Annotated in this window: 18 protein-coding genes; 4 read left to right on the plus strand and 14 right to left on the minus strand. The window is 69.3% G+C overall.

The genetic code is table 11. The features are described 5' to 3' along the window. Positions 1-96: 96 nt before the first annotated feature. The 4 genes from cas5 to AB0389_RS18235 form a co-directional block, all read right to left on the minus strand. Complete coding sequence (cas5, locus tag AB0389_RS18220; protein WP_366396420.1) at positions 97-327, minus strand: CRISPR-associated protein Cas5; 231 nt, start codon at positions 325-327, stop codon at positions 97-99. Between the two features lie 105 nt (positions 328-432). Further along, entirely contained in the window at positions 433-885 is a 453-nt protein-coding gene (locus tag AB0389_RS18225) for a Uma2 family endonuclease (RefSeq protein ID WP_366396421.1), read from the minus strand. Beyond that, positions 843-1,022, minus strand: coding sequence for a hypothetical protein (locus AB0389_RS18230; protein ID WP_366396422.1), 180 nt, complete (start codon positions 1,020-1,022; stop codon positions 843-845). Before AB0389_RS18230 ends, AB0389_RS18225 begins: the two co-directional genes overlap by 43 nt. Before the next feature lie 136 nt (positions 1,023-1,158). Then, complete coding sequence (locus tag AB0389_RS18235; protein ID WP_366396423.1) at positions 1,159-2,076, minus strand: trans-aconitate 2-methyltransferase; 918 nt, start codon at positions 2,074-2,076, stop codon at positions 1,159-1,161. 108 nt (positions 2,077-2,184) lie between these two features. Between AB0389_RS18235 and AB0389_RS18240 the strand changes: the two genes are divergently transcribed. Beyond that, positions 2,185-2,682 carry a MarR family transcriptional regulator gene (locus AB0389_RS18240; protein ID WP_366396424.1) on the plus strand — a complete coding sequence of 166 codons (498 nt, stop codon included), beginning with the start codon at positions 2,185-2,187 and terminating at the stop codon, positions 2,680-2,682. A 73-nt stretch (positions 2,683-2,755) separates the two neighbouring features. Here the strand turns inward: AB0389_RS18240 and AB0389_RS18245 are convergent, their stop codons facing one another. From AB0389_RS18245 to AB0389_RS18285, 9 genes are all read right to left on the minus strand, one after another. Beyond that, positions 2,756-3,526, minus strand: coding sequence for a response regulator transcription factor (locus AB0389_RS18245; protein ID WP_366396425.1), 771 nt, complete (start codon positions 3,524-3,526; stop codon positions 2,756-2,758). 332 nt (positions 3,527-3,858) lie between these two features. After that, entirely contained in the window at positions 3,859-5,040 is a 1,182-nt protein-coding gene (gene galK / locus AB0389_RS18250) for a galactokinase (protein ID WP_366396514.1), read from the minus strand. Positions 5,041-5,072: 32 nt separating this feature from the next. Beyond that, a complete protein-coding gene (gene galE / locus AB0389_RS18255) occupies positions 5,073-6,056 on the minus strand; it encodes a UDP-glucose 4-epimerase GalE (RefSeq protein ID WP_366396426.1) in 984 nt (327 codons plus the stop codon). Further along, complete coding sequence (gene galT, locus AB0389_RS18260; protein WP_366396427.1) at positions 6,053-7,108, minus strand: galactose-1-phosphate uridylyltransferase; 1,056 nt, start codon at positions 7,106-7,108, stop codon at positions 6,053-6,055. The genes galE and galT overlap by 4 nt, the downstream gene beginning before the upstream one ends. Positions 7,109-7,328: 220 nt before the next feature. Next, the gene (locus AB0389_RS18265; RefSeq protein WP_366396428.1) at positions 7,329-8,012 is read right to left on the minus strand and encodes a LuxR C-terminal-related transcriptional regulator; all 684 of its coding nucleotides are present in this window, start codon (positions 8,010-8,012) and stop codon (positions 7,329-7,331) included. Positions 8,013-8,253: 241 nt separating this feature from the next. After that, positions 8,254-10,182, minus strand: coding sequence for a PQQ-binding-like beta-propeller repeat protein (locus AB0389_RS18270; protein WP_366396429.1), 1,929 nt, complete (start codon positions 10,180-10,182; stop codon positions 8,254-8,256). A gap of 16 nt (positions 10,183-10,198) precedes the next feature. Continuing rightward, positions 10,199-12,235, minus strand: coding sequence for a PQQ-binding-like beta-propeller repeat protein (locus AB0389_RS18275; RefSeq protein ID WP_366396430.1), 2,037 nt, complete (start codon positions 12,233-12,235; stop codon positions 10,199-10,201). 252 nt (positions 12,236-12,487) lie between these two features. Next, the gene (locus AB0389_RS18280) at positions 12,488-14,323 is read right to left on the minus strand and encodes an ABC-F family ATP-binding cassette domain-containing protein (RefSeq protein WP_366396431.1); all 1,836 of its coding nucleotides are present in this window, start codon (positions 14,321-14,323) and stop codon (positions 12,488-12,490) included. A gap of 165 nt (positions 14,324-14,488) precedes the next feature. Further along, positions 14,489-15,967, minus strand: coding sequence for an MFS transporter (locus tag AB0389_RS18285; protein WP_366396432.1), 1,479 nt, complete (start codon positions 15,965-15,967; stop codon positions 14,489-14,491). Between the two features lie 162 nt (positions 15,968-16,129). On the opposite strand from AB0389_RS18285, the gene AB0389_RS18290 reads away from it, so the two are divergent. Further along, positions 16,130-16,585 carry a MarR family transcriptional regulator gene (locus AB0389_RS18290; RefSeq protein ID WP_366396433.1) on the plus strand — a complete coding sequence of 152 codons (456 nt, stop codon included), beginning with the start codon at positions 16,130-16,132 and terminating at the stop codon, positions 16,583-16,585. A 131-nt stretch (positions 16,586-16,716) separates the two neighbouring features. On the opposite strand, the gene AB0389_RS18295 is transcribed toward AB0389_RS18290, so the two are convergent. Next, the gene (locus AB0389_RS18295; protein WP_366396434.1) at positions 16,717-17,445 is read right to left on the minus strand and encodes a polysaccharide deacetylase family protein; all 729 of its coding nucleotides are present in this window, start codon (positions 17,443-17,445) and stop codon (positions 16,717-16,719) included. A gap of 1,588 nt (positions 17,446-19,033) precedes the next feature. On the opposite strand from AB0389_RS18295, the gene AB0389_RS18300 reads away from it, so the two are divergent. Further along, positions 19,034-23,533, plus strand: a complete 4,500-nt coding sequence (locus AB0389_RS18300; protein ID WP_366396435.1) for a DNRLRE domain-containing protein — start codon at positions 19,034-19,036, stop codon at positions 23,531-23,533. After that, the gene (locus AB0389_RS18305; protein WP_366396436.1) at positions 23,530-24,024 is read left to right on the plus strand and encodes a hypothetical protein; all 495 of its coding nucleotides are present in this window, start codon (positions 23,530-23,532) and stop codon (positions 24,022-24,024) included. The genes AB0389_RS18300 and AB0389_RS18305 overlap by 4 nt, the downstream gene beginning before the upstream one ends. Positions 24,025-24,161 lie beyond the last annotated feature (137 nt).

Raw genomic sequence — 24,161 nt, forward strand, 5'->3', positions numbered from 1 at the left:
GTTCACCCCCCACGCGCCACGCAGGGGTGACCCGATGAGCATCGCCGGGCGGCCCTTGCGGCTGCTGCCGTGGACCGAGCCCGACGGGCGGCCCTGCTATCTGTCGGCGGACGGTGTCGGCACAGGGCCGGTGTCGCGGCTGGCCGATCGGGTCGAGTCCGTCCAGCTCGTCATGGCGGGGCGGCTGCTCGACGAGGCGTTTGACGCGTTCGCGGAGCCGGAGCCGGAGCCGAAACCCGAGGCCAAGGCCAAAGCCAAGGCCGACGGCTTGGACGTCGACGGGCTGACCGCCCGGTTGACGGAGGCGCTGCGTGACACGTTGCTCATCGCCGAGAGCCGGGGCGTGCGCCTCGGGCTGTCGGAGCTGGACTTCGGGGACGGCGACGGCGACGGCGATCCGTAGCCGGCGAGCGGGCCGGGGTCCCCTGGCCGTCAGGGGCGGGTGATCGTCTCGCCGATGGTGTAGCCCTTGGCCGGGCCGTCGGGGATGGTCGCTTCCGTGCCGTACGCGACGCGGTGCTCGTCGGCGTAGGCGGCCTTCCCCGGGGTGGGGTCGGCCAGGATGGTGACGGTGCCCTCCCCGTCGTGGTCGTCGATGAGCACGTACAGCGGAATCCCGGCGCGGGCGTATTCGCGGCGCTTGCGGTCGCGGTCGCGGACGATGTTGCGATGGCCCGGCGAGACCACCTCTACGACCATGGCGACTCCCGCGGCGGTAACGCCGAGGTCATCCTCGTCGGGGATCTCGTCCAGATCACGGGGCGCCACGACGAGGTCAGGGATCCAGACCTTCCGACGGTGGATGACGTTGACGCCGTGGTACGCCGCGAAGTCGCTGCCCGTCAGATGGGCGTCCAACTCCCGGCGGAGACGGTTGCTGAGCACCCCATGACGAAGACGGCCGGTGAGTGACACTTCGATGGCCCCTCGATGATCTCCGCGCGGCAGCCCTCGGGGGGATCCATGGCCTTCCACCTCTGCCACAGGAACTCGTCCAGTTCCTCGTGTGCGACTGCGGTCATCGCGACGCGCCTCCTCCGCGCCCGGTGCCACGACGGCACAAGCGACACCCGCACGCTAGAACCCCCGGCCTCGCCGGATCCGGCGTCCCGTCGTCCGATCAGCCGAATGGGTGACGATGGGGTGACCAGGGGGTCGTCAGGCCGCCGGCTTGCGGGCCACCGCGAAGATGCGGCGGAAGGGGTAGGGGGTGCCGTGGGGGCCCCTGGGGTAGGCGGTGCGCAGGAGGTCGCGGTATTGGGCGGTGAAGGCCCGCACGGCGTCCTCGTCGCCGTCCAGGGCCGTCAGGACCGGGCGCAGGGCTGTGCCCTTGACCCAGTCCAGCACCGCGTCCTCGCCCTGGAGGAGCTGGAGGTACGTGGTCTCCCAGACGTCCGTCGCGCAGCCCAGGTCCGTCAGGCGGGTGAAGTAGTCCGCCGGGTCCAGGACGTTGCCGGGGAAGCGGAGGCCGTCGCCCAGGCGGGCGCGCCAGGGCGGGGTGGCGCAGAGGTCGGCCAGGAGGGTGTGGCTGGGGGCCGTGAAGTTGCCGGGGACCTGGAACGCGAAGGTGCCGCCGGGGGCCAGGGCTTCGATCCAGCTGGGGAAGGAGTCCGGGTGGCCCGGCATCCATTGGAGGGCCGCGTTCGAGACGATCAGGTCGTACGCGTACGAGTGGTCGGGGGGCCAGACCGTCGCGTCCGCCGACCGGAAGTCCAGCTCGCCGCCGCCCGCGGTCGGGCCCGCGTACTCCCGCGTCGCGCGCTCCAGCATCTCCGGTGAGCTGTCGAAGCCGGTGATACGGGCCGACGGCCAGCGGTCGGCCAGCAGCGCCGTGACGTTGCCGGGGCCGCAGCCCAGGTCGGCGATCCGTAGCGGGCCTCCCGTCAGCGGGGCTCCCGCCCGCGGCTCCTCCACCCGCGCCAGCAGGTCCCGGAACGGGCGGGTCCGGTGGTCCGCGTACCTGAGGTACTGGGCCGGGTCCCAGGTGGGGGTCTTGGTCGGGGTGGCAGGAGTCACCGGGGTGGCGGGAGTCACCGGGGTCAAAGGGGTGCTGGGAGTCACCGGGGTGGTGGGCATGACCATCTTGCTCCTCTTGCTCGGGTGCCTGGCCTCCTTTCCACCCTGCACCCCATTTATCTTGACGTCAAGAGACTTCATATCGAGGGACCCTCTACACTGATCGCCATGGAGGATGAGGTCGACCGGTTGGTCGCAGCATGGCGCCGAGAGCGCCCGGACCTCGACGTGGAACCGCTTGAGGTGCTCAGCCGCGTCAGCAGGCTCGCCCGCCATCTCGACCGGGCGCGCCGGATCGCGTTCGCGGAGCACGGCCTGGAGCCGTGGGAGTTCGACGTGCTCACCTCGCTGCGGCGTGCGGGGGCTCCGTACCAGCTCTCGCCCGGGCAGTTGCTGACCCAGACCCTGGTCACGTCCGGCACGATGACGAACCGCATCGACCGGCTCACCAAGAAGAGCCTCGTCGAGCGGCTGCCCGACCCCAGCGACCGGCGCGGGGTGCTCGTCCGGCTCACCACCGAGGGGCAGGACCGCGCGGATCAGGCGCTCGCCGGGCTGCTCGCCCAGGAGCGGGCCATCCTCGCGGAGCTGAGCGCGGCCCAGCGCGGTGAACTGGCCGGGCTGCTGCGCCAGTTGACCGCGCCGTTCGACAACGTGCCCAGCTGAACCGGGGTCCCGGAACCGCGGGGTCCCGGCGCCCGTATCCGTGGATCGTGGATGCCGACGCCAGGACCCCCGCTCAGCCCGTCGACGTGATCGCCCGCGCCGCCAGGTCCACCGGTCCCACTCCCGCCCTGCGGGCCAGCGCGACGGCCGCCAGCGTGGAGTGCACGCCCAGCTTCCCCAGCACGTTCTGCATATGCGTACGGACGGTGTGCGGCGAGAGGAAGAGGCGCTCCGCCACTGCCTTGCGCCCCAGGCCCGCCACCATGCAGCGCAGCACCTCGCGCTCGCGCGGCGTCAGCGACTCGACGAGCCGCTCGCTCTCCGTACGGTGCTTGCGCGCCGCCGTCAGTTCGCGCAGGACGCCGGTGAGCAGCGCCGCCGGCAGATGCGTCTCGTCCCGCAGGACTCCGCGCATCACCGCGAGCAGCCGTTGCAGCGAGCAGTCCTTCGCGACCCAGCCGGACGCGCCCGCCTGGAGCGCCAGCGCCGCGCGGCGCGGGTCGTCCTTCTCGGCGAGGACGACCGTACGGACCGACGGCTGGCCCGAACGGACCCCGGCCACCAGCGAGATGCCGTCGACCGGCGTCAGCGTCTCGCCGCTGCCGCTGTCGGGTACGGCGCGGGCGACCGGCACCTGAACCGGTATCACCGCGCCGAGATCGGCGTCGACCAGCATCACATCGAATCTGCGCCCTTCGGACGCCGCCCGTTCGAGACAGCGCAGCGCCGCGGGCCCGCTGCCCGCGGCGGCGACGTCGACATCGGGCTCGGCCGCGAGCGCCGCGGCGAGCGATTCGGCGAAGATGCGGTGGTCGTCCACCACGAGAACCCTGATACGTACCAATGGACACCCCCTCAAGGTGGGAGCGGACGGCACAGGCACGGCGCCCGGTGGTGCGAGTGACAGGTCAAGTCGCACGGCCGCCGCCGCGTGTTGACTGCTACCCCACCCCGGGCGTCGTACCCGCTTGTCTCCACCCCTGATCAGCACCGGCCCCCACCGGTGCTGTGCATCAGCGTACGGGCGCGGACCGGGAGCGGAAGGAAAATCGCGGAAATCCCGGACAGTGCCCTTGGAGGTGTGTTATGGAAGTGGTGAATTATGTTCAGTGAGGCGGGAGTTGAGGGTGGGGCCGCCCTCGGCCCAAGTCCCGGCGGCCCCTCCCCCGTTCACCCCTACGCCACCCTGTGCGCCCCCCGCGACGCGATCGCCGGGAACACCCGCGGCGCCGTGTACCCCGCCGCCGCGAACGCCTCCGTGACCGACTTCGCCACCGCGTCCGCCGCGTCCACCTCGACCAGGACGATCGCCGAGCCGCCGAAGCCGCCGCCCGTCATCCGCGCGCCCAGCGCGCCGGCCGCCGTCGCCGTCTCGGCCACCAGGTCCAGTTCGGCGCAGGAGACCTCGAAGTCGTCGCGGAGCGAGGCGTGTCCGGCGTTCAGCAGCGGGCCGATGGCCCGGACGTCGTCCGCGTCGAGGAGGGCGATGACCTGCTCCACCCGGTGGTTCTCGGTCACCACGTGGTGCGTGTAGCGGCGGATCGTCTCGCTCTGCCCCGCCGCCGCCAGCCGCTCCAGCGCGGCCGGCAGTTCCTCGTACGGTACGTCCCGCAGCGCGGGCACCCCGAGCGCAGCCGCGGCGGCCTCGCAGCCGGTGCGGCGCTCGGCGTAGGCGCCGTCACCGAGTTCGTGCTTGACGCGGGTGTCGACCACCAGGAGCTGGAGGCCGTGGGCGGCCAGGTCGAACGGCACCTGGCGCTGCGCCATGTCGCGCGCGTCCAGGTGCAGCGCGTGCCCCTCGACGCAGCAGGCGGACGCCGTCTGGTCCATGACCCCGCACGGCACGCCGGCGAAGTCGTTCTCGGCGCGCTGTGCGACGACGGCCAGTTCGGTCGCGGAAAGCCCCAGCTCGTACAGGTCGTTGAGGGCGAGCGCGGTGACGACCTCCAGCGCGGCGGAGGACGAGAGCCCGGCGCCCGTGGGGACGGTCGACCGCAGGTGGATGTCGGCGCCGGTGACCGGGTGGCCGGCCGCGCGCAGCGCCCAGACGACCCCGACCGGGTACGCGGCCCAGCCACCGTTGTCGGCGCCCGGGTTCTCGGAGCGCGGCAGGAGGTCGGCGACGCCGAGCTGGTACACGCCCTGCGGAATGTCGGCGGAGTGCACCCGTACGACACCGTCGCTGCGGCGCGACACGGCGGCCACCGCGCGGTGCGGCAGGGCCAGCGGCAGCGCGAAGCCGTCGTTGTAGTCGGTGTGCTCGCCGATCAGGTTGACGCGGCCGGGCGCGGCCCAGACGCCGTCCGGCGCGGCGCCGTACAGCTCCTGGAACTCTTCCCTGACGCGGGCGGTGTCCACATCCGCGGTGCTGTCTGTGGGAACGGTCTCGCTCACGCCTGCTTCTCCTCGCTGCGTGCGAACGCCCACGCGTCCGCGACGATGTCCGCCAGCTCCGCGCGGGCGGGGGTCCAGCCGAGGCGCTCGTGCGCCGTGCCGGCGGAGGCGACCAGGACGGCCGGGTCGCCGCCGCGGCGCGCGGCCACGACCTCGGGGACCGGGTGCCCGGTGACCTTCCGTACGGTCTCGATGACCTCGCGGACCGAGAAGCCGTTGCCGTTGCCGAGGTTGCAGATCAGGTGCTCGCCGGCCGTCGCCGCTTCGAGCGCGCGCAGATGGGCCTGGGCGAGGTCGGCGACGTGGATGTAGTCGCGTACGCAGGTGCCGTCCGGCGTGGGGTAGTCCTCGCCGTACACGGAGATCGACTCGCGCGTGCCGAGGGCGACCTGGAGGACGAGCGGGATGAGGTGCGACTCGGGGCTGTGCCGCTCGCCGTACGTGACGCCGGAGGCGGACTCGTACGCGCCCGCGACGTTGAAGTAGCGCAGCGAGACGGCCGCGAGGCCGTGGGCCCCGCACTCGCCGGTGATCATGTGGTCGACGGCGAGCTTCGTCGCGCCGTACGGGCTGGTGGGCGCCGTCGGGTCGGACTCGGTGATCGGCGTGGAGACCGGCTCGCCGTAGGTCGCGGCGGTGGACGAGAAGACGATCGTACGGACGCCGGCGTCGCGCATCGCGGCGAGCAGCGCCATGGAGCCGGCGACGTTGTTGTCCCAGTACTTCTCGGGCTTGGCGACGGACTCGCCGACCTGCGAGGACGCGGCGAAGTGCAGGACGGCGTCGTACGAGGGGTCCAGCCACTTGGCGGCGTCCTGGACGCGGCCCTCGATGAAGGCGGCGCCGGCCGGGACGGCCGCGCGGAAGCCGGTGGAGAGGTCGTCGAGGACGGTCACCTCGTGCCCGGCCTCAAGCAGATGGGCGGCGACGACGCTGCCGACGTATCCCGCGCCACCCGTGACCAGGTACTTACCACTCATGTGCTCGCTACCTCTCGCAGTCGCTCTGCCGCGGCCTCCGGCGGCACGTCATTGATGAACACGCTCATGCCGGATTCGGAGCCCGCGAGGAACTTCAGCTTGCCTGAGGTCCGTCGGATGGTGAAAAGCTCCAGGTGGAGGGCGAAGTCCTCGCGCCCGGCGGCCCGGAACGGCGCCTGGTGCCAGGCGGCGATGTACGGCGTCAGCGGTTCACCTTCGCCGAAGATCCGGTCGAAGCGCTTCAAGAGTTCCAGATAGATCTGTGGGAACTCTGTGCGCGCCGCGTCGTCGAGCCCGCGCAGATCGGCGACCCGGCGCTTGGGGTACAGGTGCACCTCGTACGGCCAGTGCGCGGCGTACGGTACGAACGCCACCCAGTGCTCGCCCTCCAGCACGACCCGGCCGCCGCCGTCCTCGGCCGCGGCGGTCTCCCGCGCCAGGATGTCGTCGAAGAGGTTGCGGCCGGTCTCGGCGCGGTGGGCGGCGGCGTTGCGGAGCATCAGCGCGGAGCGCGGGGTGACGAAGGGGTACGCGTAGATCTGGCCGTGCGGATGGCCGAGCGTCACGCCGATCTCGGCGCCGCGGTTCTCGAACGGGAAGACCTGCTCGACCTCGGGCAGGTCGGCGAGTTCTGCGGTGCGGTCGGTCCACGCCTCCAGCACCAGGCCGGCCTGCTCCTCGGTGAGGTCCGCGAAGGACGCGTCGTGGTCGGAGGAGAAGCAGATGACCTCGCAGCGGCCCGCGTCGCCGGCCAGGGAGGGGAAACGGTTCTCGAAGACGGCGACGTCGTAGTCGGCGTCGGGGATCTCGCTGAGCCGGCCGTCCCGCGAGGGGCAGAGGGGGCACTCGTCGGCGGGCGGGTGGTACGTACGGCCCTGGCGGTGCGAGGCGATGGCGACCGCGTCGCCGAGGAGCGCGTCGTGGCGGATCTCGGAGGTGGTGGAGATCGGGTCGAGGGGCCGGCGGTCGGGGGCGTCGCGTACGACGTCGTCCCCGGAGTCGTAATAGACGAGCGCGCGACCGTCCGCGAGCTTCGTCACCGTCTTCTTCATGCGTTTGCCTCCGGCACTACAACGCCCAACCGATCACACTCAACAGAACTCAACACAACTAATCATAAGTCAACAGATGCGTCAACGGGCGAGGGTCCCGCCCCAGCGGGCAGCGGTCGGCGGTCGGCGGTCGGCGGCAGCGGGCAGCACGAAGCCCCGGGCGGCGGCTGTTTACCGCTGCCCGGGGCCGGTACGTCCCCTCTTACTTGTCCCGAGCCGGCTACTCGGCGCCCTCCGGCGGCTCCGCCGCCCGGTCCAGCAGTCCCGTACGGGCCGCCAGCGCCGCCGCCTCCAGCCGGGACCCCACCCCGAGCTTCATCAGCACGCGCTGCACATGCGTCCTGGCCGTGCTGGGCGCGATACCCATGCCCGCCGCGATCAGCCGCGTGTCTTCGCCCTCCGCGACCCGTACCAGCACCTCGATCTCGCGCGGCGTCAGGATCCGCAGCAGCCGCTGCCCCTCGTCGTCCGGCTGGGCCGCCGGATTGAGCAGCTCGGTGAAGGCGCCCTGGAGCAGCTGCGGGGCCACCGCCGCCTCGCCCGCGCGCGCCTTGATCATGGCGCGTTCGACGCCCTCGATGCGCTCGTCGTGCCGTACGTAACCCGAGGCGCCGGCCGCGAAGGCGGCGGCGATCCCGCGCGGGTTCGGCACCGGGCCGAGCACCACGACGGCCACCTGCGGGCGGTCGCGCTTGATCCGTACGATCGGGTCGAAGACCCCCGGCTCCGCGGGCACCGCCGTACCGAGCAGGCACACCTCGGGCGCCCTGCTCACCACCAGATCGGCGACGCCCGCCGTGGGCGCCGCCGCGGCGAGCACCCGGTGCCCGCGCAGTTTCAGCGCCGAAGCGAGCGCCTCGGCCAGCAATCTGTGATCGTCGACCACCATGAGCCGCACGCCCACGAACAACCCCCATCCCCGCTGGTCCCTTGGCCCCCCGGCCTCTTGACCCGGCAAGCTACACGCTTGTTCGACGCCGCGCGCCCCTTACTTGCCAGAAGCCGCTCGGATTGCCGAATTCCCGCCCATTCAGGACTACTTACGGCCTGTCGCAGGTACAGGGCGCTTTACAGAAACGGGGCCGCGGTCCGTGGTGTCACCCACGGACCGCGGCCCCGCCGCGTCCTTGCCGCTGTCGCCGCGGCTACTGCTTCGTCGTGAACGACATCGCCAGGTAGAGCTTCTTGCTGTACTCGCTGGGCTTGCTGATGTACGGGCTGGAGATGAACATCCGGCCGTCCCGGTACAGCAGCTCCATGGCGCTGGGCGTGCTGAAGTCGTTCTCCTGCTCGGTGGCGGACCGTTCGCTCGAGTTCTCCAGCAGCAGCGTCTGCTTGAACGTCGAGCCGTCGATGGAGATGATCTCGCCGCCCTTGTCATACGTGGGCACCTTGTACACGATGACGTGGGAGCCGTCCATGCGCACCGGGTACATCACCCGGCGCTCGCCCGCCTCGGCGCGGCCCGTGACGCCCTTGCCGGTGGTGAGGTCGAACGCGATGATCTCGTTGGTGCGCCCGTAGTCCGAGTTGCCCTCGTGCTCCGCGGTCGGCACGAAGATCTTGCCGTCGCCCACCGCCATCAGCGAGCACTTCTCGACCTCCGTCGAACCGCAGCGCGCCTCGAACTTGCCCACCGCGGAGATCTTCGTCAGCAGCTTGCCGGTCTTCTCGTCGATCGAGAAGAGGTCCGAGAATCCGCTGCCGCCCTCGGCCGTGTCACCGACGTCGGCGGCGACCACCAGCGGCTTGCTGGAGACGATGTGCGGGTAGTCGACACCGGCCGGCATCGCGTACGAGGAGAGCGGCGCGCCCGTGAGCGGGTTGAGCGACTGGACGGTCATCTGCGGGTCGTTGGTCGAGCCGCACCGGCGGACCGCCACCAGCGCCTCGCCGCCGCCGTACCCCGTGTCGTAGCAGCCGTCGGTGCTGACCTCGGGCTTCCAGCGGACGGCGCCGGTCTTGATGTTGAAGGCGGCGCCGCCGTCGAAGCCGCCGGCCGCGACCGTCTCGCCGCTGAGGGTGATCTCGCTGAAGGAGAAGTCCTTGTCCCCGTCGTTGGTGTCCTTGAGGGACTTGTTCCAGACCATCTCGCCGGACTTGAGGTCGATCACGGCGATCTTGGTGCAGCGCGGGTACTTGTTCGCCGCCGACGGCTTCTCGGCCGCGAACATGATCGCGGTCCGGTAGTCCTTGGAGACGTGCTTGGTGGTGGCGCAGATCTCGCCCGGGAGCGGGACCGTCCAGAGCTGGGTGCCCTTGACCAGGTCGTAGCCGACGATCTGGTCGATGCCCGTCTTGGCGTACGTGGAGTCGCTGATCCACGAGCCGTAGACGGACGTGCTGTCCGTGACCTTGGGCAGCGGGACGGTGAAGGCCACCTTGGCCTTGGTGTTGGACGGCGCCTGCTCCGATCCGCCACCGCCCCCGCCGCCCGTACCGTCCTTCTTGTCGCCGTCCTTGGTGTCTCCGTTGGTGCCGGACGAGCCGTTCTTGGCCTCGTCCTTCCCGGAGCCGCCGGAGTTCGCGAAGTAGACGCCCGTGCCGATGATCAGTACGACGGCGACGGCCGCGGCGATGATGATCTGGAGCCGGGTGTTGGACTTCTTGCCGCCGGGACCGGCGCCACCGCTGACCGAGGTCACGGGCTGCTGGAACTGCTGGTACTGCGGGTACTGCTGAGGCTGCTGATATCCCTGCTGCGGATACCCCTGCTGCTGGTACGGCGGGGGCTGCTGCTGGTAGGGCGGGGGCTGCTGCTGGTAGGGCGGCTGCTGGTACGGGGGCTGCCCGGGCGGCTGCTGCGCCGGGTAGCCGTAGCCGGGCGGCGGCACGGGCGGCTGCTGGCCGGGCTGCGCCGGGGGCTGTGCCGGGTAGCCGTACCCGGCGGGCGGCGGGTCCTGCGGGGCGCCGAAGCCGCCCGCCGGGGGCTCCTGCGGCGCGCCGAACCCGCCCTGCGGGGGCGCCGGCTGCTGCTGGGGCGGCGTGGGCGGCTCGCTGGGAGGCGTGGGAGGCGTGGGGGGCTGACTCGGCGGTGTGGGCGGCTGGTTGGGGGGCTGCGGAGGCTGCGTCATGGCGTGGGCACCTCGGTCACTTACCGTAAACGATCATGGTCTTCTTCTTCAGCAGCTCGGCCCTGGTGCCACTGACCCGGTCGGCGAGCAGATAGAAGCGGCCATCGACGTAGGTGAACTTGCTGTAGCTGAAGGAGTTCTCGATCGTCGCCGTCGAGTCCGGGTTCTGGAGCAGGATCTTCGGGCTGCCGCCGCCACCGGACGCGATGGTCGCGACCGCGCCGCCCTTCTCGTACGTCGGCGTGATGTAGACGAGCGGCTTCCCGCCCTCGGTCCCCATCAGCGTCATGGTGCGGCCGTCCGGGGCCTTCGTACGGGAGGTGATCGCGCCCGTGGCCAGGCTGTACGCGACGACCTCGTTGGCCTTGCCGTAGTCCACGCTCGTCGACATGTAGAAGTGGGTGGCGTCGGTGGCGACGCCGACGCAGCCCTCGATGGTGTCGTCGAAGATGATCCCGCCGCCGCAGTTGACGGAGAACTTGTCGTCGCTGCCCTTCATCACGGCGCGCTGGGTGCCGTTGGCGTTGAAGGAGACGATGCTCCAGGTCTTCTTGTCCCTGTCCTTCATGGAGACGACCAGGGGGTCCACCGAGTAGACCTTGTCGACCTCGTAGCCCTTGGTGAGCTTGAACGACCACTTGGCGGCGCCGGTGGTCGGGTCCAGCTCCTGCAGCGCCTTCGTGTCGCCGGTGCGGCAGGTGGCGGCGGCGATCATCCGGGGGCCGCCGCCCGACGCGAACGAGTACGGCTTGCAGTCGGTGGTCGGCGTCGCGAAGAGGTCCTTGCCGTCGCTCACGCGGTAGGCGTTGGCGTAGCTGGTGCGGCCGACGGTGACGGTGTTACCGGTGATCGCGAGCGTGGGGTCGCCGATGAAGTCGAAGAGCCCGCCCTTCTCCACGGTCTTCTTCCAGCCGGCCTTGCCGGTGTTCAGGTCGACCATCTGGAGCTGGGTGCAGTTGCTCTTCTCGGTGTTGCCGTCCATGATCGCGACGACCATCTTGCCGTCGGCGGTGGGCGCGGTGGGCGTGGCGCAGACCGGGGCGGCGAGCGGGACGGTCCACTGCTTCTTGCCGTCGGCCACGGAGTAGCCCACGACCTCCTTGTACATGGCCTTGACGACCGTGTCCCCGGCGAACCAGGGGCCGAACACCTCCGCGCCGTTGCGCGGCAGCTGCACGTCGTTGATCAGCATCCAGTCGACCTTGGCCTCGCCGGCCTTGCGCCCGGCGTTGAGGTCGTCGTTGGCCTCACGGCCCGTACCGCTGCCGTCGCCCTCGTCGACGCCCGGTGAGGGGGAGCCGGAGACGTCGGGGCTGCCGCTGCTCTTGCTGACGACGGGCTTGTCGCCGTCGTCACCGCCGTTGCCGACGACGGCCCACGCTCCGACGCCGACGATGACCAGCCCGGCGACGGCCGCGGCGGCGATGATGGCCACCTTGTTCTTGGGCTTCTGGCCACCGTTGCCGCCGTTACCACTGCCGTCGGCGAACGCGAAGGGCGCGCCGGGGAACTGCTGGGGCGGGTAGCCGCCTTGCTGGGGCGGATAGCCACCCTGCTGCGGCGGGTAGCCACCCTGCTGCGGCCCGGGCCCGTAGGGTCCCGCCTGTGCGGCGTACGGTCCGGGCTGGCCGGGGTACGGTCCGGGCTGGCCCGGCTGGTGGGGGTACGCGCCGGGCTGAGCCGGCTGACCCGGCTGGCCGGCGTAGGGGCCTGGCTGCTGGCCGTAAGGTCCGGGCTGCTGTCCGTACGGGCCCGGTGCCTGCGGCGGATAGCCGTAGCCGGGCTCACCGGCGGGCGGCGCCGGCGGGTACGCGTAACCGGGCTGCCCGGTCGGCGGAGCCTGCGGAGGCTGGGCCGGCGCCTGGGGCGGCTGCGGCGGAGCCTGGGGCGGTACGGCCGGCTGAGCCGGGGCCTGAGCCGGCTGCGGCGGAGTCTGCGGTGGCTGAGCCGGGGCCTGCGGTGGTACGGCCGGCTGCTGCGGGGCCCCCTGCTGCGGGTCCTGCGGAGCGCCGAAGCCTCCCTGCGGCGGTTGCTGGCTGGGTGGCTGCGTCATCAGCGCTTTCCCCCTGTTTGGCGCGGGTCCGCCACCCGTTCGTACTCCCCCGCAATCCCGGCGGGACACTGCCGTTAATGCGGCGTGCCTCCCCGGAATAGAGCGATTCGGGCGTGGATTCCGCATCGTCACATCAGTCGAGCGGGGCTTCTTTGTATCACCCGAATCCTTGAACGGGCCGGGCCGGTCCACCCCTGTACCCAAGGGAGGACCGGCCCGTGACGCTGTTGTTATGCGCTCTGCACGCCGCCTCTACACGTCCTCCGCGAGTTCGAGCCAGCGCATTTCCAACTCCTCGCGCTCGGCCTTCAGTTCGCGCAGCTCACCGTCCAGCTCGGCGACTTTCGCAAAATCCGTGGCGTTGTCGGCGATCAGCTGATGGAGCTTCTTCTCACGGTCGTCCATCTTGCCGACCTGGCGCTCGATCTTCTGGAGCTCCTTCTTCGCGGCCCGCCCGTCCTTGGCGGACGCGGCGACGGAGGAGGAAGCGGAGGACGAGGAGCCGGAGGAGGAGGAGGAGGACGCCTGTACGGCGGCGGGGGCGCCGGACCCGGCCAGCGCCCGGCGCCGCTCCAGGTACTCGTCGATCCCGCGCGGCAGCATCCGCAGCGACCGGTCACCGAGCAGCGCCATCACCTTGTCGGTGGTGCGCTCGATGAAGAACCGGTCGTGGGAGATGACGACCATCGAGCCCGGCCAGCCGTCGAGCAGGTCCTCCAGCTGGTTGAGCGTCTCGATGTCGAGGTCGTTGGTGGGCTCGTCGAGGAAGAGGACGTTCGGCTCGTCCATCAGCAGCCGCAGCAGCTGGAGCCGGCGCCGCTCACCGCCGGACAGATCGCCGACCGGTGTCCACTGCTTCTCCTTCGTGAAGCCGAACTGCTCGCAGAGCTGGCCCGCCGTCATCTCGCGGCCCTTGCCGAGGTCGACCCGGTCCCGTACCTGCTGGACGGCTTCGAGCACCCGCAGGGTCGGCTTGAGTTCGGTGACCTCCTGGGAGAGGTACGCGAGCTTCACCGTCCTGCCGACGACGATCTTCCCGGTCTCGGGCTGGATGTCGCCCCGGCTCGTGGCGGCCTCGGCGAGGGCGCGCAGCAGCGAGGTCTTGCCCGCTCCGTTCACCCCGACGAGCCCGATCCGGTCGCCGGGGCCGAGCTGCCAGGTGAGGTGCGTGAGCAGCACCTTCGGGCCGGCCTGGACGGTCACGTCCTCCATGTCGAAGACGGTCTTGCCGAGCCGCGCGTTGGCGAACCGCATCAGCTCCGAGGTGTCGCGCGGCGGGGGTACGTCCGCGATCAGCTCGTTGGCCGCCTCGATCCGGAAGCGGGGCTTCGACGTACGGGCGGGGGCGCCGCGCCGCAGCCAGGCCAGCTCCTTGCGGACCAGGTTCTTCCGCTTGACCTCCTCGGTCGCGGCGATGCGCTGGCGCTCGGCGCGGGCGAAGACGTAGTCGGAGTAGCCGCCCTCGTACTCGTGCACCGTGCCGCCCTGCACGTCCCACATCCGTGTGCAGACCTGGTCGAGGAACCACCGGTCGTGCGTCACGCAGACGAGCGCGGACCTGCGGGCGCGCAGATGATCGGCGAGCCAGGCGATGCCCTCGACGTCGAGGTGGTTGGTGGGCTCGTCGAGCACGATCAGATCGGGCTCCCCGATCAGCAGCTTCGCGAGCGCGATACGGCGCCGCTCGCCGCCGGAGAGCGGCGCGATGACGGTGTCGAGGCCCTGCGGGAAGCCCGGCATGTCGAGCCCGCCGAAGAGCCCGGTCAGCACGTCGCGGATCTTGGCGTTGCCCGCCCACTCGTGGTCGGCGAGGTCACCGATGACCTCGTGCCGTACGGTCGCGGCGGGGTCGAGCGAGTCGTGCTGCGTCAGCACGCCGAGCCGCAGGCCACCGTTGTGGGTGACGCGGCCGGTGTCGGCCTCCTCCAGCTTGGCCAGCATCCGGATGAGGGTGGTCTTCCCGTCACCGTTGCGCCCCACGACGCCGATCCGGTCCCCCTCGGACACACCGAGAGAGACACCGTCGAGCAGCGCACGGGTGCCGTACACCTTGGTGACTGCCTCGACATTGACGAGATTGACGGCCATTTCACTCCTGCTACAGGGGGACACGCGGGGACACGCGATCGACGTCCCAGCGTAGTCGCCCGGTAGGACAGCCGATCGCGCGGGAAACGGACCGGCCGCCGCGCGGTGAGGCGGGGCGGCCGGTCGGGGTTGGCGTGGTGCTCGTAAGGCGTGGCCGGGGTCGGGTCAGGCCTTGGCCTCGGACACCTCGGGGGCGGTGGCGGCGGCGCTGGGCGCGGCCTCCTCGGCCGTCTCGGTCTCCGGCCGGGCGCCCGCGCCCTTGGTCGGGATGAAGAAGGCGACGACGGACGCCACGAGGGCGACGCCGCAGCCGATCGCCATGGCGGCACGGAAGCCGTTCTCGGAGGGCAGGGCGTAACCGCCGAAGTCGGTGGTCATCTGGGCGAGGACCACACCGATCACGGCGGCGGCGAAGGAGCTGCCGATCGAGCGCATCAGGGTGTTGAAGCTGTTGGCCGAGGCGGTCTCCGACTGCGGCACACCGCCCATGATCAGGGCCGGCATCGCGCCGTACGCGAAGCCGACGCCGGTGCTGCAGATGATCGTTACGGCGAGCAGGCCCAGGGTGGAGCCGAGCAGCGCCTGGGAGGCGCCGTAGCCGATGGCGATGATGAGGCTGCCGAGGGCGAGGGTGATCCGGGGGCCGGAGGCGGCGGAGAGCTTGGCGCCGATCGGCGACATCACCATCATCATCAGACCGCCGGGCGCGACCCACAGGCCCATGGCGAGCATCGACTGGCCGAGGCCATAGCCGGTGGCCTCGGGCAGCTGGAGCAGCTGGGGGACGACCAGGGACTGGGCGTACATCGCGAAGCCGACGAGGATCGAGGCCACGTTCGTCATCAGCACCTGCGGGCGTGCGGTCACGCGCAGGTCGACCAGCGGGTCCTTCGTACGCAGCTCCCAGCGGCCCCAGGCCAGCAGGATGACCACGGCGCCGCCGAGCAGCCCGAGCGTGGAGCCGCTGCCCCAGCCCCAGTCGGCGCCCTTGGACACGCCGAGCAGCAGGCAGACCAGCGCGATACCGAGCCCGACGGCGCCAAGGCCGTCGAAGCTGCCCTTGGCGGTGTTCTCCTTGCCGGCGGGCACGAAGAGCGCGGCGAGGACGCCGACCAGCAGGCTGAGCGCGGCGGCGACCCAGAACAGGACGCGCCAGCTGGCGTTCTCGGCGATCGCCGCCGCGAACGGCAGGCCGAGCGCGCCGCCCACGCCCATGGACGCGCTGATCAGCGCGATGGAGCCGCCGAGCTTCTCGGCCGGCACGACGTCGCGCAGCAGGCTGATGCCGAGCGGCACCACGCCCATGCCCATGCCCTGGAGCCCTCGTCCGACGATCATCGGGACCACCGAGGAGGAGAGCGCGCAGACCACGGAGCCGAGGACGAGCGGGCCGATGGAGACCATCAGCATGCGCTTCTTGCCGTACATGTCACCGAGGCGCCCGGCGACGGGCGTGGTGACCGCCGCCGCCAGCAGGGTGGCGGTGATCACCCACGTAGCGTTCGAGCGTGAGGTGTCGAGCAGCGTCGGCAGTTCGCCGATGAGCGGCACCACCAGGGTCTGCATGAGCGCGGCCACGATTCCCGCGAGCGCGAGGATTCCGACCACACGGCCGGAGCGGACCTCGGTACTGGGACTTTCCACGGGTACTCCCTGTTGCTTCTTCCGGGCCATGGCGAAATTGCACCATGCAAACAATGTGCAGCATGCACATCGCGTGCATCGTACACGTCACGTGTTACATCTAATGTGAGGTGGTCGTCCCGCCCCCAGGGGAGGGCCAGCAGGAGCCGGAGGAAGCCGCACGTGAACAAGCCCATCGACCGGATCGCCTTCGAGACCATGCTGCTCGGGCGGTACATGCACCTGCTGAACCCGCGTCCGCTGGGCGCCGACGGACGACTGGACCGCAGCGCGTATCTCCTGCTCAGCCGGATCGAGGCGGAGGGGCCGATGTCGATCGGCCAGCTCAGCGAGGCCTTCGGCCTGGACACCTCCACACTCAACCGGCAGACGGCGGCGATGCTGCGGGCCGGGATCGTCGAGCGCATCCCGGACCCGGCCGGCGGCATCGCGCGCAAGTTCGCCATCACCCCGGACGGAGCCCGCCGCCTGGCCGCCGAGCGGGCGGAGAACATCCAGGGGCTGGCGAAGGTGATGACCGACTGGACGCCCGAGGAGGTAGCCGACTTCGCGGGCTACCTGGGCCGCCTGAACCGCGACATCGAACGGGTCGACGGGCGCCCTTGGCCGGGCCACTGAGGCGGGGGCGGGAGCGGGGCGGGGCGGAGCGGCGGAGCGGGGCGGGGCGGCGGGGACGCCCGCGCACTCGGGACCTCAGAGCCTCAGAGCCTCAGAGCCTCAGAGCCTCAGAGCCTCAGAGCCTCAGAGCCTCAGGGACGGTAGGCGCTCCGGTTGCTGTAGTACACCGTGCCGGCCTTGAGCTTGGTGGGCGCGAAGAGCTGATCGACCGTCACGAACTTGTACCCCCGCGACTTGAAGTCCGCGAGGATCTTGGGCATCGCGTCCACGGTGGTCTTGTGTATGTCGTGCATGAGCACGATGTCCCCCGGCTTGGTGTACTTCTTGACGGCGGCGGCGACCTTGGCCGCGTCGCGGTACTTCCAGTCCAGTGTGTCCACACTCCAGTTCACCAACGGCCGCCCTGCGGCGGAGCGGACCTTGGCGTTCTGGGCGCCGTAGGGCGGACGTACGGTGGTCGGCGACTTGCCCGTAGCGGCCTTGACGGCTTTGTCGGTGCGCGAGAGCTGTGACTTGATCTGAGCGGTGGTCAGCTTGGTCAGATCGGGGTGGTTCCAGCTGTGGTTGCCTATCTGATGCCCGGCGGCGGCCTCCTTGCGCACCAGATCGGGCTTGCTCGCGACGTTCTGGCCGACGACGTAGAAGGTGGCCTTGGCCTTGTAGTCCTTCAGAAGGCCCAGCAGCCGATTGGTGTACCCGGAGGGACCGTCGTCGAAGGTCAGCGCGACACACTTGACCTTGCGACAGTCCACGGCGGCGGCGGTGGTGGATGCGGTGGCGGCGTGCGCGGTGGTGGTGACGGAGGCGGTGACGGCCAGCAGGGTGGTGGTGACCATCACGGCGGCAGTTCGTCTGTCCATGGAGACCTCACATGAGTGTGGATGTGAACTCACCTGCTTGGACGACGACTTACCCGCAAAGGTTGCCCCCATGTGCCCCACTTCCGAGCCCGATGTCCTGAAGAAGCCTGCCGGCGCGGGGCGGGGTGGAGCAGGGACCCAGGAGGCCTGCCGTTCCGCCACTCGGCGCAGGGCCCGACGGCCCGGCGGACCCTGCGGGGCTACGCGGCAGAGGAGAGGGGTGACCCGGCCCCGTCCCGGCGGCTGACGGCCGGTTGTTTGCTGGCACTCATGCCCCGCTGGTCACTGGGGCGTTGCTGGGTGCGGGTCAGAGCAACGCTGAGTGGGGTGAGCCGGTGGCGGAGGCTGTTGGACGTGGGGCCGCCCCTCCAGCTGTGAGTTTCGCGCCTCCAGGACAGGAGTAAAGGGCGCTCCTCCGTCGCGTCGCTGCGCGATGACCTTCGGTCACCCTTGACACCTGCCCCGGAGTCGCAAGTGCAGGTGCGGGAGGGGCGGCCGGGGGGGGGAGGGGGTTGCCCGGGGGACCGGCCGGACTGCTGGCCGATTCAGGGTCCGGCGGCCCGGTGGACCCTGCGGGGCTGCGCACACTTTGCATGGGGCAGCGGGGCTCGTCTCGGCGGCCGACGGCCGCCGGTTGGCCGGCACTCATGCCCCGCTGATCACCGTTGCGCTGTGGTGCCCGGAAGGCGGGCGGGAGTTGCTGTCCGGTCGGGTCCTCGGGTCGATCGGGGGCCGGGGGTCTTCGGGCGGTGTCCGGGAGCAGGGAGTACGACGGTAGAGCCACTTCGGGCACGTCAGACGGCCGCAACGTCACAGTCGTCGGGATCAAGCACTCCACCACCCGCCGATCCGTCCCATATGGGATGGTTTGACGGGCGGTTGAGGGTCCCTCCGGACGGCACATGTGTCCTGAGGTGCATTAGACGCCCTCCTGGATGCAAAGACCGCTTCCAGAAACCCACTTGCCGCCACACACGTCCCACCAACCCCTCCCCCACCCAGAGTGACCAGCGGGGCACGAGTCTCAGCAAACAACAGACCGTTGGCCGCCGAGACGGGGCCGAGCCACCCCACTCCACTGCCGCGCAGCCCCGCAGGGCCCACCGAGCCGCCGGACCCTGAACCGAGTAGCAGAACAGGCGGACCTCCCGGGCCCCCCTCACCCCCCAGCCGCCCCTCCCGATAAGCCGCACTTGCGACTCCGGGACAGGAGTCAAGGGTGCAGCGAAGCGAAATCGGCGAAGCCGACGCGACGTTAGGAGCGCCCTTTACACCTGGCACGGAGACGCGAAACTCACAGCAGGAGGGGCGGCCCCCATCCCAACAACCTCCGCCACCCACACACACCACTCAAAACCGCCCTGACCCGCAGGACATCGCACAGCGCCGGGCCCGGCCCAACCCGACCCATTACAAGATCGACTTATGCGCGTCATGCATACAGAATCCTCACATCAGGCAATCGAGCTATTCGATGACCAACTCGTCGATAGCCATAACGAGAGGCATATAAGTGAAAGCGCCATCTTCCAGATGGAGACCCCGGCCCGCACAACTCACAGCCACCACAACGGTGTTGGCACTCGCGGTGTCCAGTCTTGTCGTCTTCGCCGGGCAGGCGCCGGCGGACGAAGGCGCCCAAACCCCTGAGCCCCCTGTGGCGGCTTCACCCGTCGACCACGGCCCGGCCGAGGCCGACGACGAGGCCACAGCCCGAGTGCTGGCGCAGATGCAGGACCGGCCGATCGAGATTCTCGACGCCCGCACGGAAGACACTTCCCTCTTCGCCAATCCTGACGGTTCCTTCACCACACAGGCGTTCGCCAGCCAAGTCCGGCTCAAGAGAAAGGGAGGCGGCTGGTCTGACATCGACACGGACCTGATAGGCACCGACGCCGGCCTGGAGCCTCGTACCGTCCCGGTGGACCTAGTGGTCTCCGATGGCGGCGGCACCGACCTCGCGTCGGTGTCCCGGGGCGACAAATCCTTCGGCATGGGATGGGAGACCAAGCTCCCCACCCCGACGGTCAAGGACGACACCGCCTTCTACAACCTCGGCAACGGGCAGCGCCTCACCGTCACCGCCCTCTCCCAGGGCTTCTCTCAGAACGTCGTTCTGCATGAGGAACCGAGCGGCCCGGTCACCTACCGGATCCCGCTCAACCTCGACGGGCTGACCCTGTCCCAGGCCGACTCGGGGCACCTGCTCCTCAAGGACACCGCCGGCAAGTTGGTCGCCGAGGCCCCCGCGCCGATGATGTGGGACTCCTCCACGGACCGGGCGTCCGGTGAATCCGCGCACCAGGCGCCCGTCGCCACCGAGGTCAGGACCGCCGGAGACGGGTCTCAGACGCTCGTCCTGACACCGGACGCCGAATTCTTCGCGAACGCCACCTACCCCGTCACGGTCGATCCGACCTCCACTCTCTCGGTCACCACCGACACCTGGGTCGCCACCAACTACACCGACTCCCAGGTCTCCTCAACCGAGCTGAAGTCGGGCACATACAACACGGGTACCACCAAAGCGCGGTCCTACCTGAAGTTCGACGTGTCCGCCTTCAAGGGCAAGCACATCATCGACGCCGACCTGTCCCTCTACTCCTACTACTCCTCGACCTGCGCCACCTCAGGGGCCGGCACCCAGGTCCGCAGGATCACCTCCGCCTGGTCGGCCTCCGCCGTCACCTGGTCGGACCAGCCCTCCACTACATCCACCGGAGCGGTGACGAACACGGCGGCACTCGGCTACTCGTCGTCCTGCCCGGCGGGAACCATGACGTTCGCCATCGACACCATTGCCCAGGCATGGGCCGACGGCACCGCCAATCACGGCCTGCGGATCGCGGGCGCTTCGGAGACCGACTCCCTGACCTGGCGCCGGTACCGTTCCTCGAAGTACTCCACTGCCTCCCAGCGTCCCAAGCTGAGTGTCACCTACAACTCGTATCCCAGTACCGCCACACTCGTCTCACCGGAATCCGGCACCGCTACCAGCAGCGCCACCCCGACGTTCAAGGCCAAGGCCACCGACGCGGACGGAGACGACATCCGCTACGCCTTCGAGGTGTGGGACAGCGCCCTGACCACACGGCAGACCAAGGGCAACTCCAAGTACGTGGTCTCCGGCACCACAGCCTCCTGGACCACAGGAACCCTGGCCACAGGTGCCTACAAGTGGCGGGCGAAAGCCTACGACGGGACCGACCTGTCCAGCGCATGGTCCTCCTGGAACACCCTGACCGTGGACACCGCCGCTCCGACCGTTCCCAAGGTCACCAGCACCAGCCACAGCAGCAACGCCGACTGGTACTCCAGTGGCACCTTCAGCGGTGCCCTCACCGCCACGGGCGTCAGCGGAATCTCCGGCTACGCGGTCAAGATCGACCGGGCTCCGGCCACCTCTGCGGGAACCACCGTCACCCAGTCCACCGCGGCCGTGTCCGCGACGGACAAGGCCGACGGCACCTGGTACGTTCACGCAGCCGCCCGGAGCAAGGCCGGACTCTGGTCCGCCACAGGGCACTTCGCCTTCAACATCGACACCACGCCACCCGGCGCCCCCAGTGTCGTCTCCTCCAGCCATCCGCTGAGCGAGGCCACCTACGCCAGCCGCACGGCATCCTTCAGCTGGACGGCCCCCGCCGACCTCTCCGGCGCTGCCACGTACACGGTCGTCGTCGACCGGAGCTCCGCCACACTGCCGCCCACGACCGGCACCACCCAGAGCGCTACGACGTACTCGACCACGGTCTCCTCCGACGGCACCTGGTACCTGCACGTACGGGCCAGGGACAGGGCGGGCAACTGGTCGTCGACCGCAGCCCACTTCTCCTTCGTCGCCGACTCCGCTCAAGCCCTCCTGCCGACGATCACCTCCAGCACGCATCCCGACCAGACCGGTGCCTACAAATCCAGTGCATTCAAGGCGACTTGGAGCACCACCGGATCGGCCGCCGGTTACAGCCACACGGTTGACGCCTCGACGGCCACCGTTCCCGCCGCCGCTGTCAACTCGACGAGCGGAAGCGTCACCGGCAACCACTCCGAGGGCACCTGGTATCTGCACGTAAGAGCAGTGGACGCGGCGGGAAACTGGGGTCCCACCGCCCATTACCGCTTCAGCGTCGACACCACTCCGCCCGACGCCCCCACCGTCGTCTCCCCCGACTACCCCGACGACTCATGGACCGGCGACGCCGATGTTCCGGGGTCATTCCTCGTCACCTCGGCCGACAAGGGCCTGGCGCGGATCAGTTACTCCCTTGACCGCGCCGCAACGGTCACGCGCTCCACCACCGGCGCGACCACCGCACTCGAACTGACACCCTCCACGGAGGGCAGCCATCTGCTGACAGTGACCGCCACCGACCGCGCCGGCAACACGTCGGATCCGACCACGTATACCTTCCACGTGGGAACCGCGGGTCTCACCGAACCGCTGACCGGTGAAGAAATCGGCTACAAGGTCACTCTGGCGGCTCAGGGACCGAGCACCATCACGGGCGCCACGTTCCAGTACCGTCGGGGCAGCACCGGAACGTGGACCACCATCCCCACCAACCGCGTCGCGCGCGCCGGCTCCCCTTCGGCAGTCACATGGCCCGTCGCCATGACCGAGGAAATGACTCCCGAACTGGTGTGGGACACAAGCGCACTCACTGACGGAAAGATCGAGCTGCGCACCACATTCAGCGGCTCCAACTCCCCGGCCCCTTCGGATGCGGTCGAAGTGCTACTGAACCGTGTCCCCGTGCTCGACGGAGAGGGAGACTACCGCGACATATCAGAGCCCACGGCGCTCCAAACTGCGGCTCTCGATATCGCCGAACAGCGCGCGGAAGAGTCTCCCGATACCTTCGCTCCTCCCTATCTCGACGCCGAGACCGGAGAAATCGTCGCCCCGGTAACGGAGAAGGAAGCGCAACAGGAAGCCACTGCGACCATTGTCCTCACCGATATCTCCACCGACGAGGGTTCAGGAGACTCCTCAATTGAGGAATCCGACGACGAAGAGAGCACAGAGGAAGATGAAGGGGCCGACGATGAAGAAGACACGGAAGAGCCCGAAGAAGACTCAACAACCAGCGGTGAAATAGCACCTGTCAGCTTCCTCACCCGATACAACCAGGGCGAACTCGACTCCATCGCCGAGGAAATCCTCATGCTGGACGAAGAGGACATTCCTGGAGTCTCCCCCCTAGTCACATCTCACGTCGATGCCGAGCACAACCGCGTGATAGTGACCGGGAGTACGGCCGACAGCAGTCTCGCGGACTCCCTGGGGGATCGCTACGGCTCCGACGCCGTAGCTATTCGCGTCTCCCCCGAAATCGAGAATCTCGACGCTACTGCAGGACGAAAGAGTGATTCAACCCCGTACAAGGGTGGCGCGATATTCGCGCCGACCAATAAGTTCGGAGAGCAAGTAGGCTTCTGCACCACTGGGTTCTCCTGGACATACAAAGGCGCCCCGTACATGCTCACAGCAGGTCACTGCACCACACTCAACGCATATTTCAACAATTACAACTCCGGCCTCACCGTAGGAAAAGTGGTAATCGACAACTGGAATAATTCAACCGGGTCGGTGAAGTTGTCCGGCCAGAAGTACTGGTCCGGCGACCTCTCCCTCATGGAGGTATACTCAAACAAGTATTCAGTATCGGCCAAGATATTCAAGGGCGGGACGAGCAGCAAATCCACCCGCCGCGTGGACGGGAGATGGACAACCCGTTCCAAGAAGGGCCAGAAACTCTGCACCGGAGGCGCGAGGAGCGGTGAGGTGTGCGGGTGGAAGGTCACGGAAACAAAAGCGAATGTCAAATACGACAAAACAGTTGCCAAAAATGTCACCGTCGCCACGAAAACCTCGGGAAAATGTGTCATCAGCGGAGACTCCGGCGGGCCGGTCTACACCGTAAAGAAGAACGGACGCGCCCAGGCCAAGGGGATCATATCCGGTGCCGGTTGCGTAAACCTTCTCGGGTACAAAGACTGCGACGGATGGTTCGACAAATGCAGGGTGATCTTCACGGACATCGCACTTGCTGAAACCGCACTGCCGGGCGGAGTGATGAAGAAGTGAGAAAATCCCTCATTGGAGCGACTGCGGCCCTGCTCATCCCGCTGGCCGTCGGATGCGCGCCGTCCACACTCAGCTGCGCGGCCGAACCCGCCCCTTCGAGTGCGACGGTACGCTGGCTCGAAGCCGAACATCCGCAGTTCGACGGCGCGACGGCCGAGCTCTGCGCAGGCGATTCCTGCGTACGCGAGAAGCCGGCCTCGCAAGATATCGTCAGGCTGAGCGTGGACATCCCGGAGGATTCCGCGGGTTCACGGATGAAAATTCGCCTTCGTGTTTTCCCTTCGGGTGCCAAAGAGCCGGCCATCGACCGGTCGATCACGGTGCTGCCGAAAAAGAGAGCGGATGTGTGCGGCGAGCCGGGTGGGTCTGGGGTCATGCTCGATCTCACGTCCGACGGGGAACTGACCACGAAGATCTCTGCTACCGGAAAATGGGATCCTGGTAGCTACAACACGCCTCCTCCCCCGAGTTCGACAGGCGCCCCGGGGTAGCCAACGCCACCACGGTTGGCCGGGCCGGACAGTGCCATTCGTTCGACCCGGCCGCCCGGTCATGAGGCGGCGGGCAGATCGCTACCCCCGGAGGCAATGGTTCCGGAAAAATGGGGCGGATCGGTGGGAACCATCCG

The organism is Streptomyces sp. NPDC093109, from assembly GCF_040701725.1.
Lineage (GTDB): Bacteria > Actinomycetota > Actinomycetes > Streptomycetales > Streptomycetaceae > Streptomyces.

Coding starts and splice junctions, on each gene's coding strand:
- AB0389_RS18230 (WP_366396422.1), bottom strand. CDS start 1,022: ATGACCGCAGTCGCACACGAGGAACTGGACGAGTTCCTGTGGCAGAGG.
- AB0389_RS18275 (WP_366396430.1), bottom strand. CDS start 12,235: ATGACGCAGCCACCCAGCCAGCAACCGCCGCAGGGAGGCTTCGGCGCT.
- AB0389_RS18235 (WP_366396423.1), bottom strand. CDS start 2,076: ATGCCCACCACCCCGGTGACTCCCAGCACCCCTTTGACCCCGGTGACT.
- galE (WP_366396426.1), bottom strand. CDS start 6,056: ATGAGTGGTAAGTACCTGGTCACGGGTGGCGCGGGATACGTCGGCAGC.
- galT (WP_366396427.1), bottom strand. CDS start 7,108: ATGAAGAAGACGGTGACGAAGCTCGCGGACGGTCGCGCGCTCGTCTAT.
- AB0389_RS18240 (WP_366396424.1), top strand. CDS start 2,185: ATGGAGGATGAGGTCGACCGGTTGGTCGCAGCATGGCGCCGAGAGCGC.
- AB0389_RS18280 (WP_366396431.1), bottom strand. CDS start 14,323: ATGGCCGTCAATCTCGTCAATGTCGAGGCAGTCACCAAGGTGTACGGC.
- cas5 (WP_366396420.1), bottom strand. CDS start 327: ATGAGCAACGTGTCACGCAGCGCCTCCGTCAACCGGGCGGTCAGCCCG.
- AB0389_RS18270 (WP_366396429.1), bottom strand. CDS start 10,182: ATGACGCAGCCTCCGCAGCCCCCCAACCAGCCGCCCACACCGCCGAGT.
- AB0389_RS18295 (WP_366396434.1), bottom strand. CDS start 17,445: ATGGACAGACGAACTGCCGCCGTGATGGTCACCACCACCCTGCTGGCC.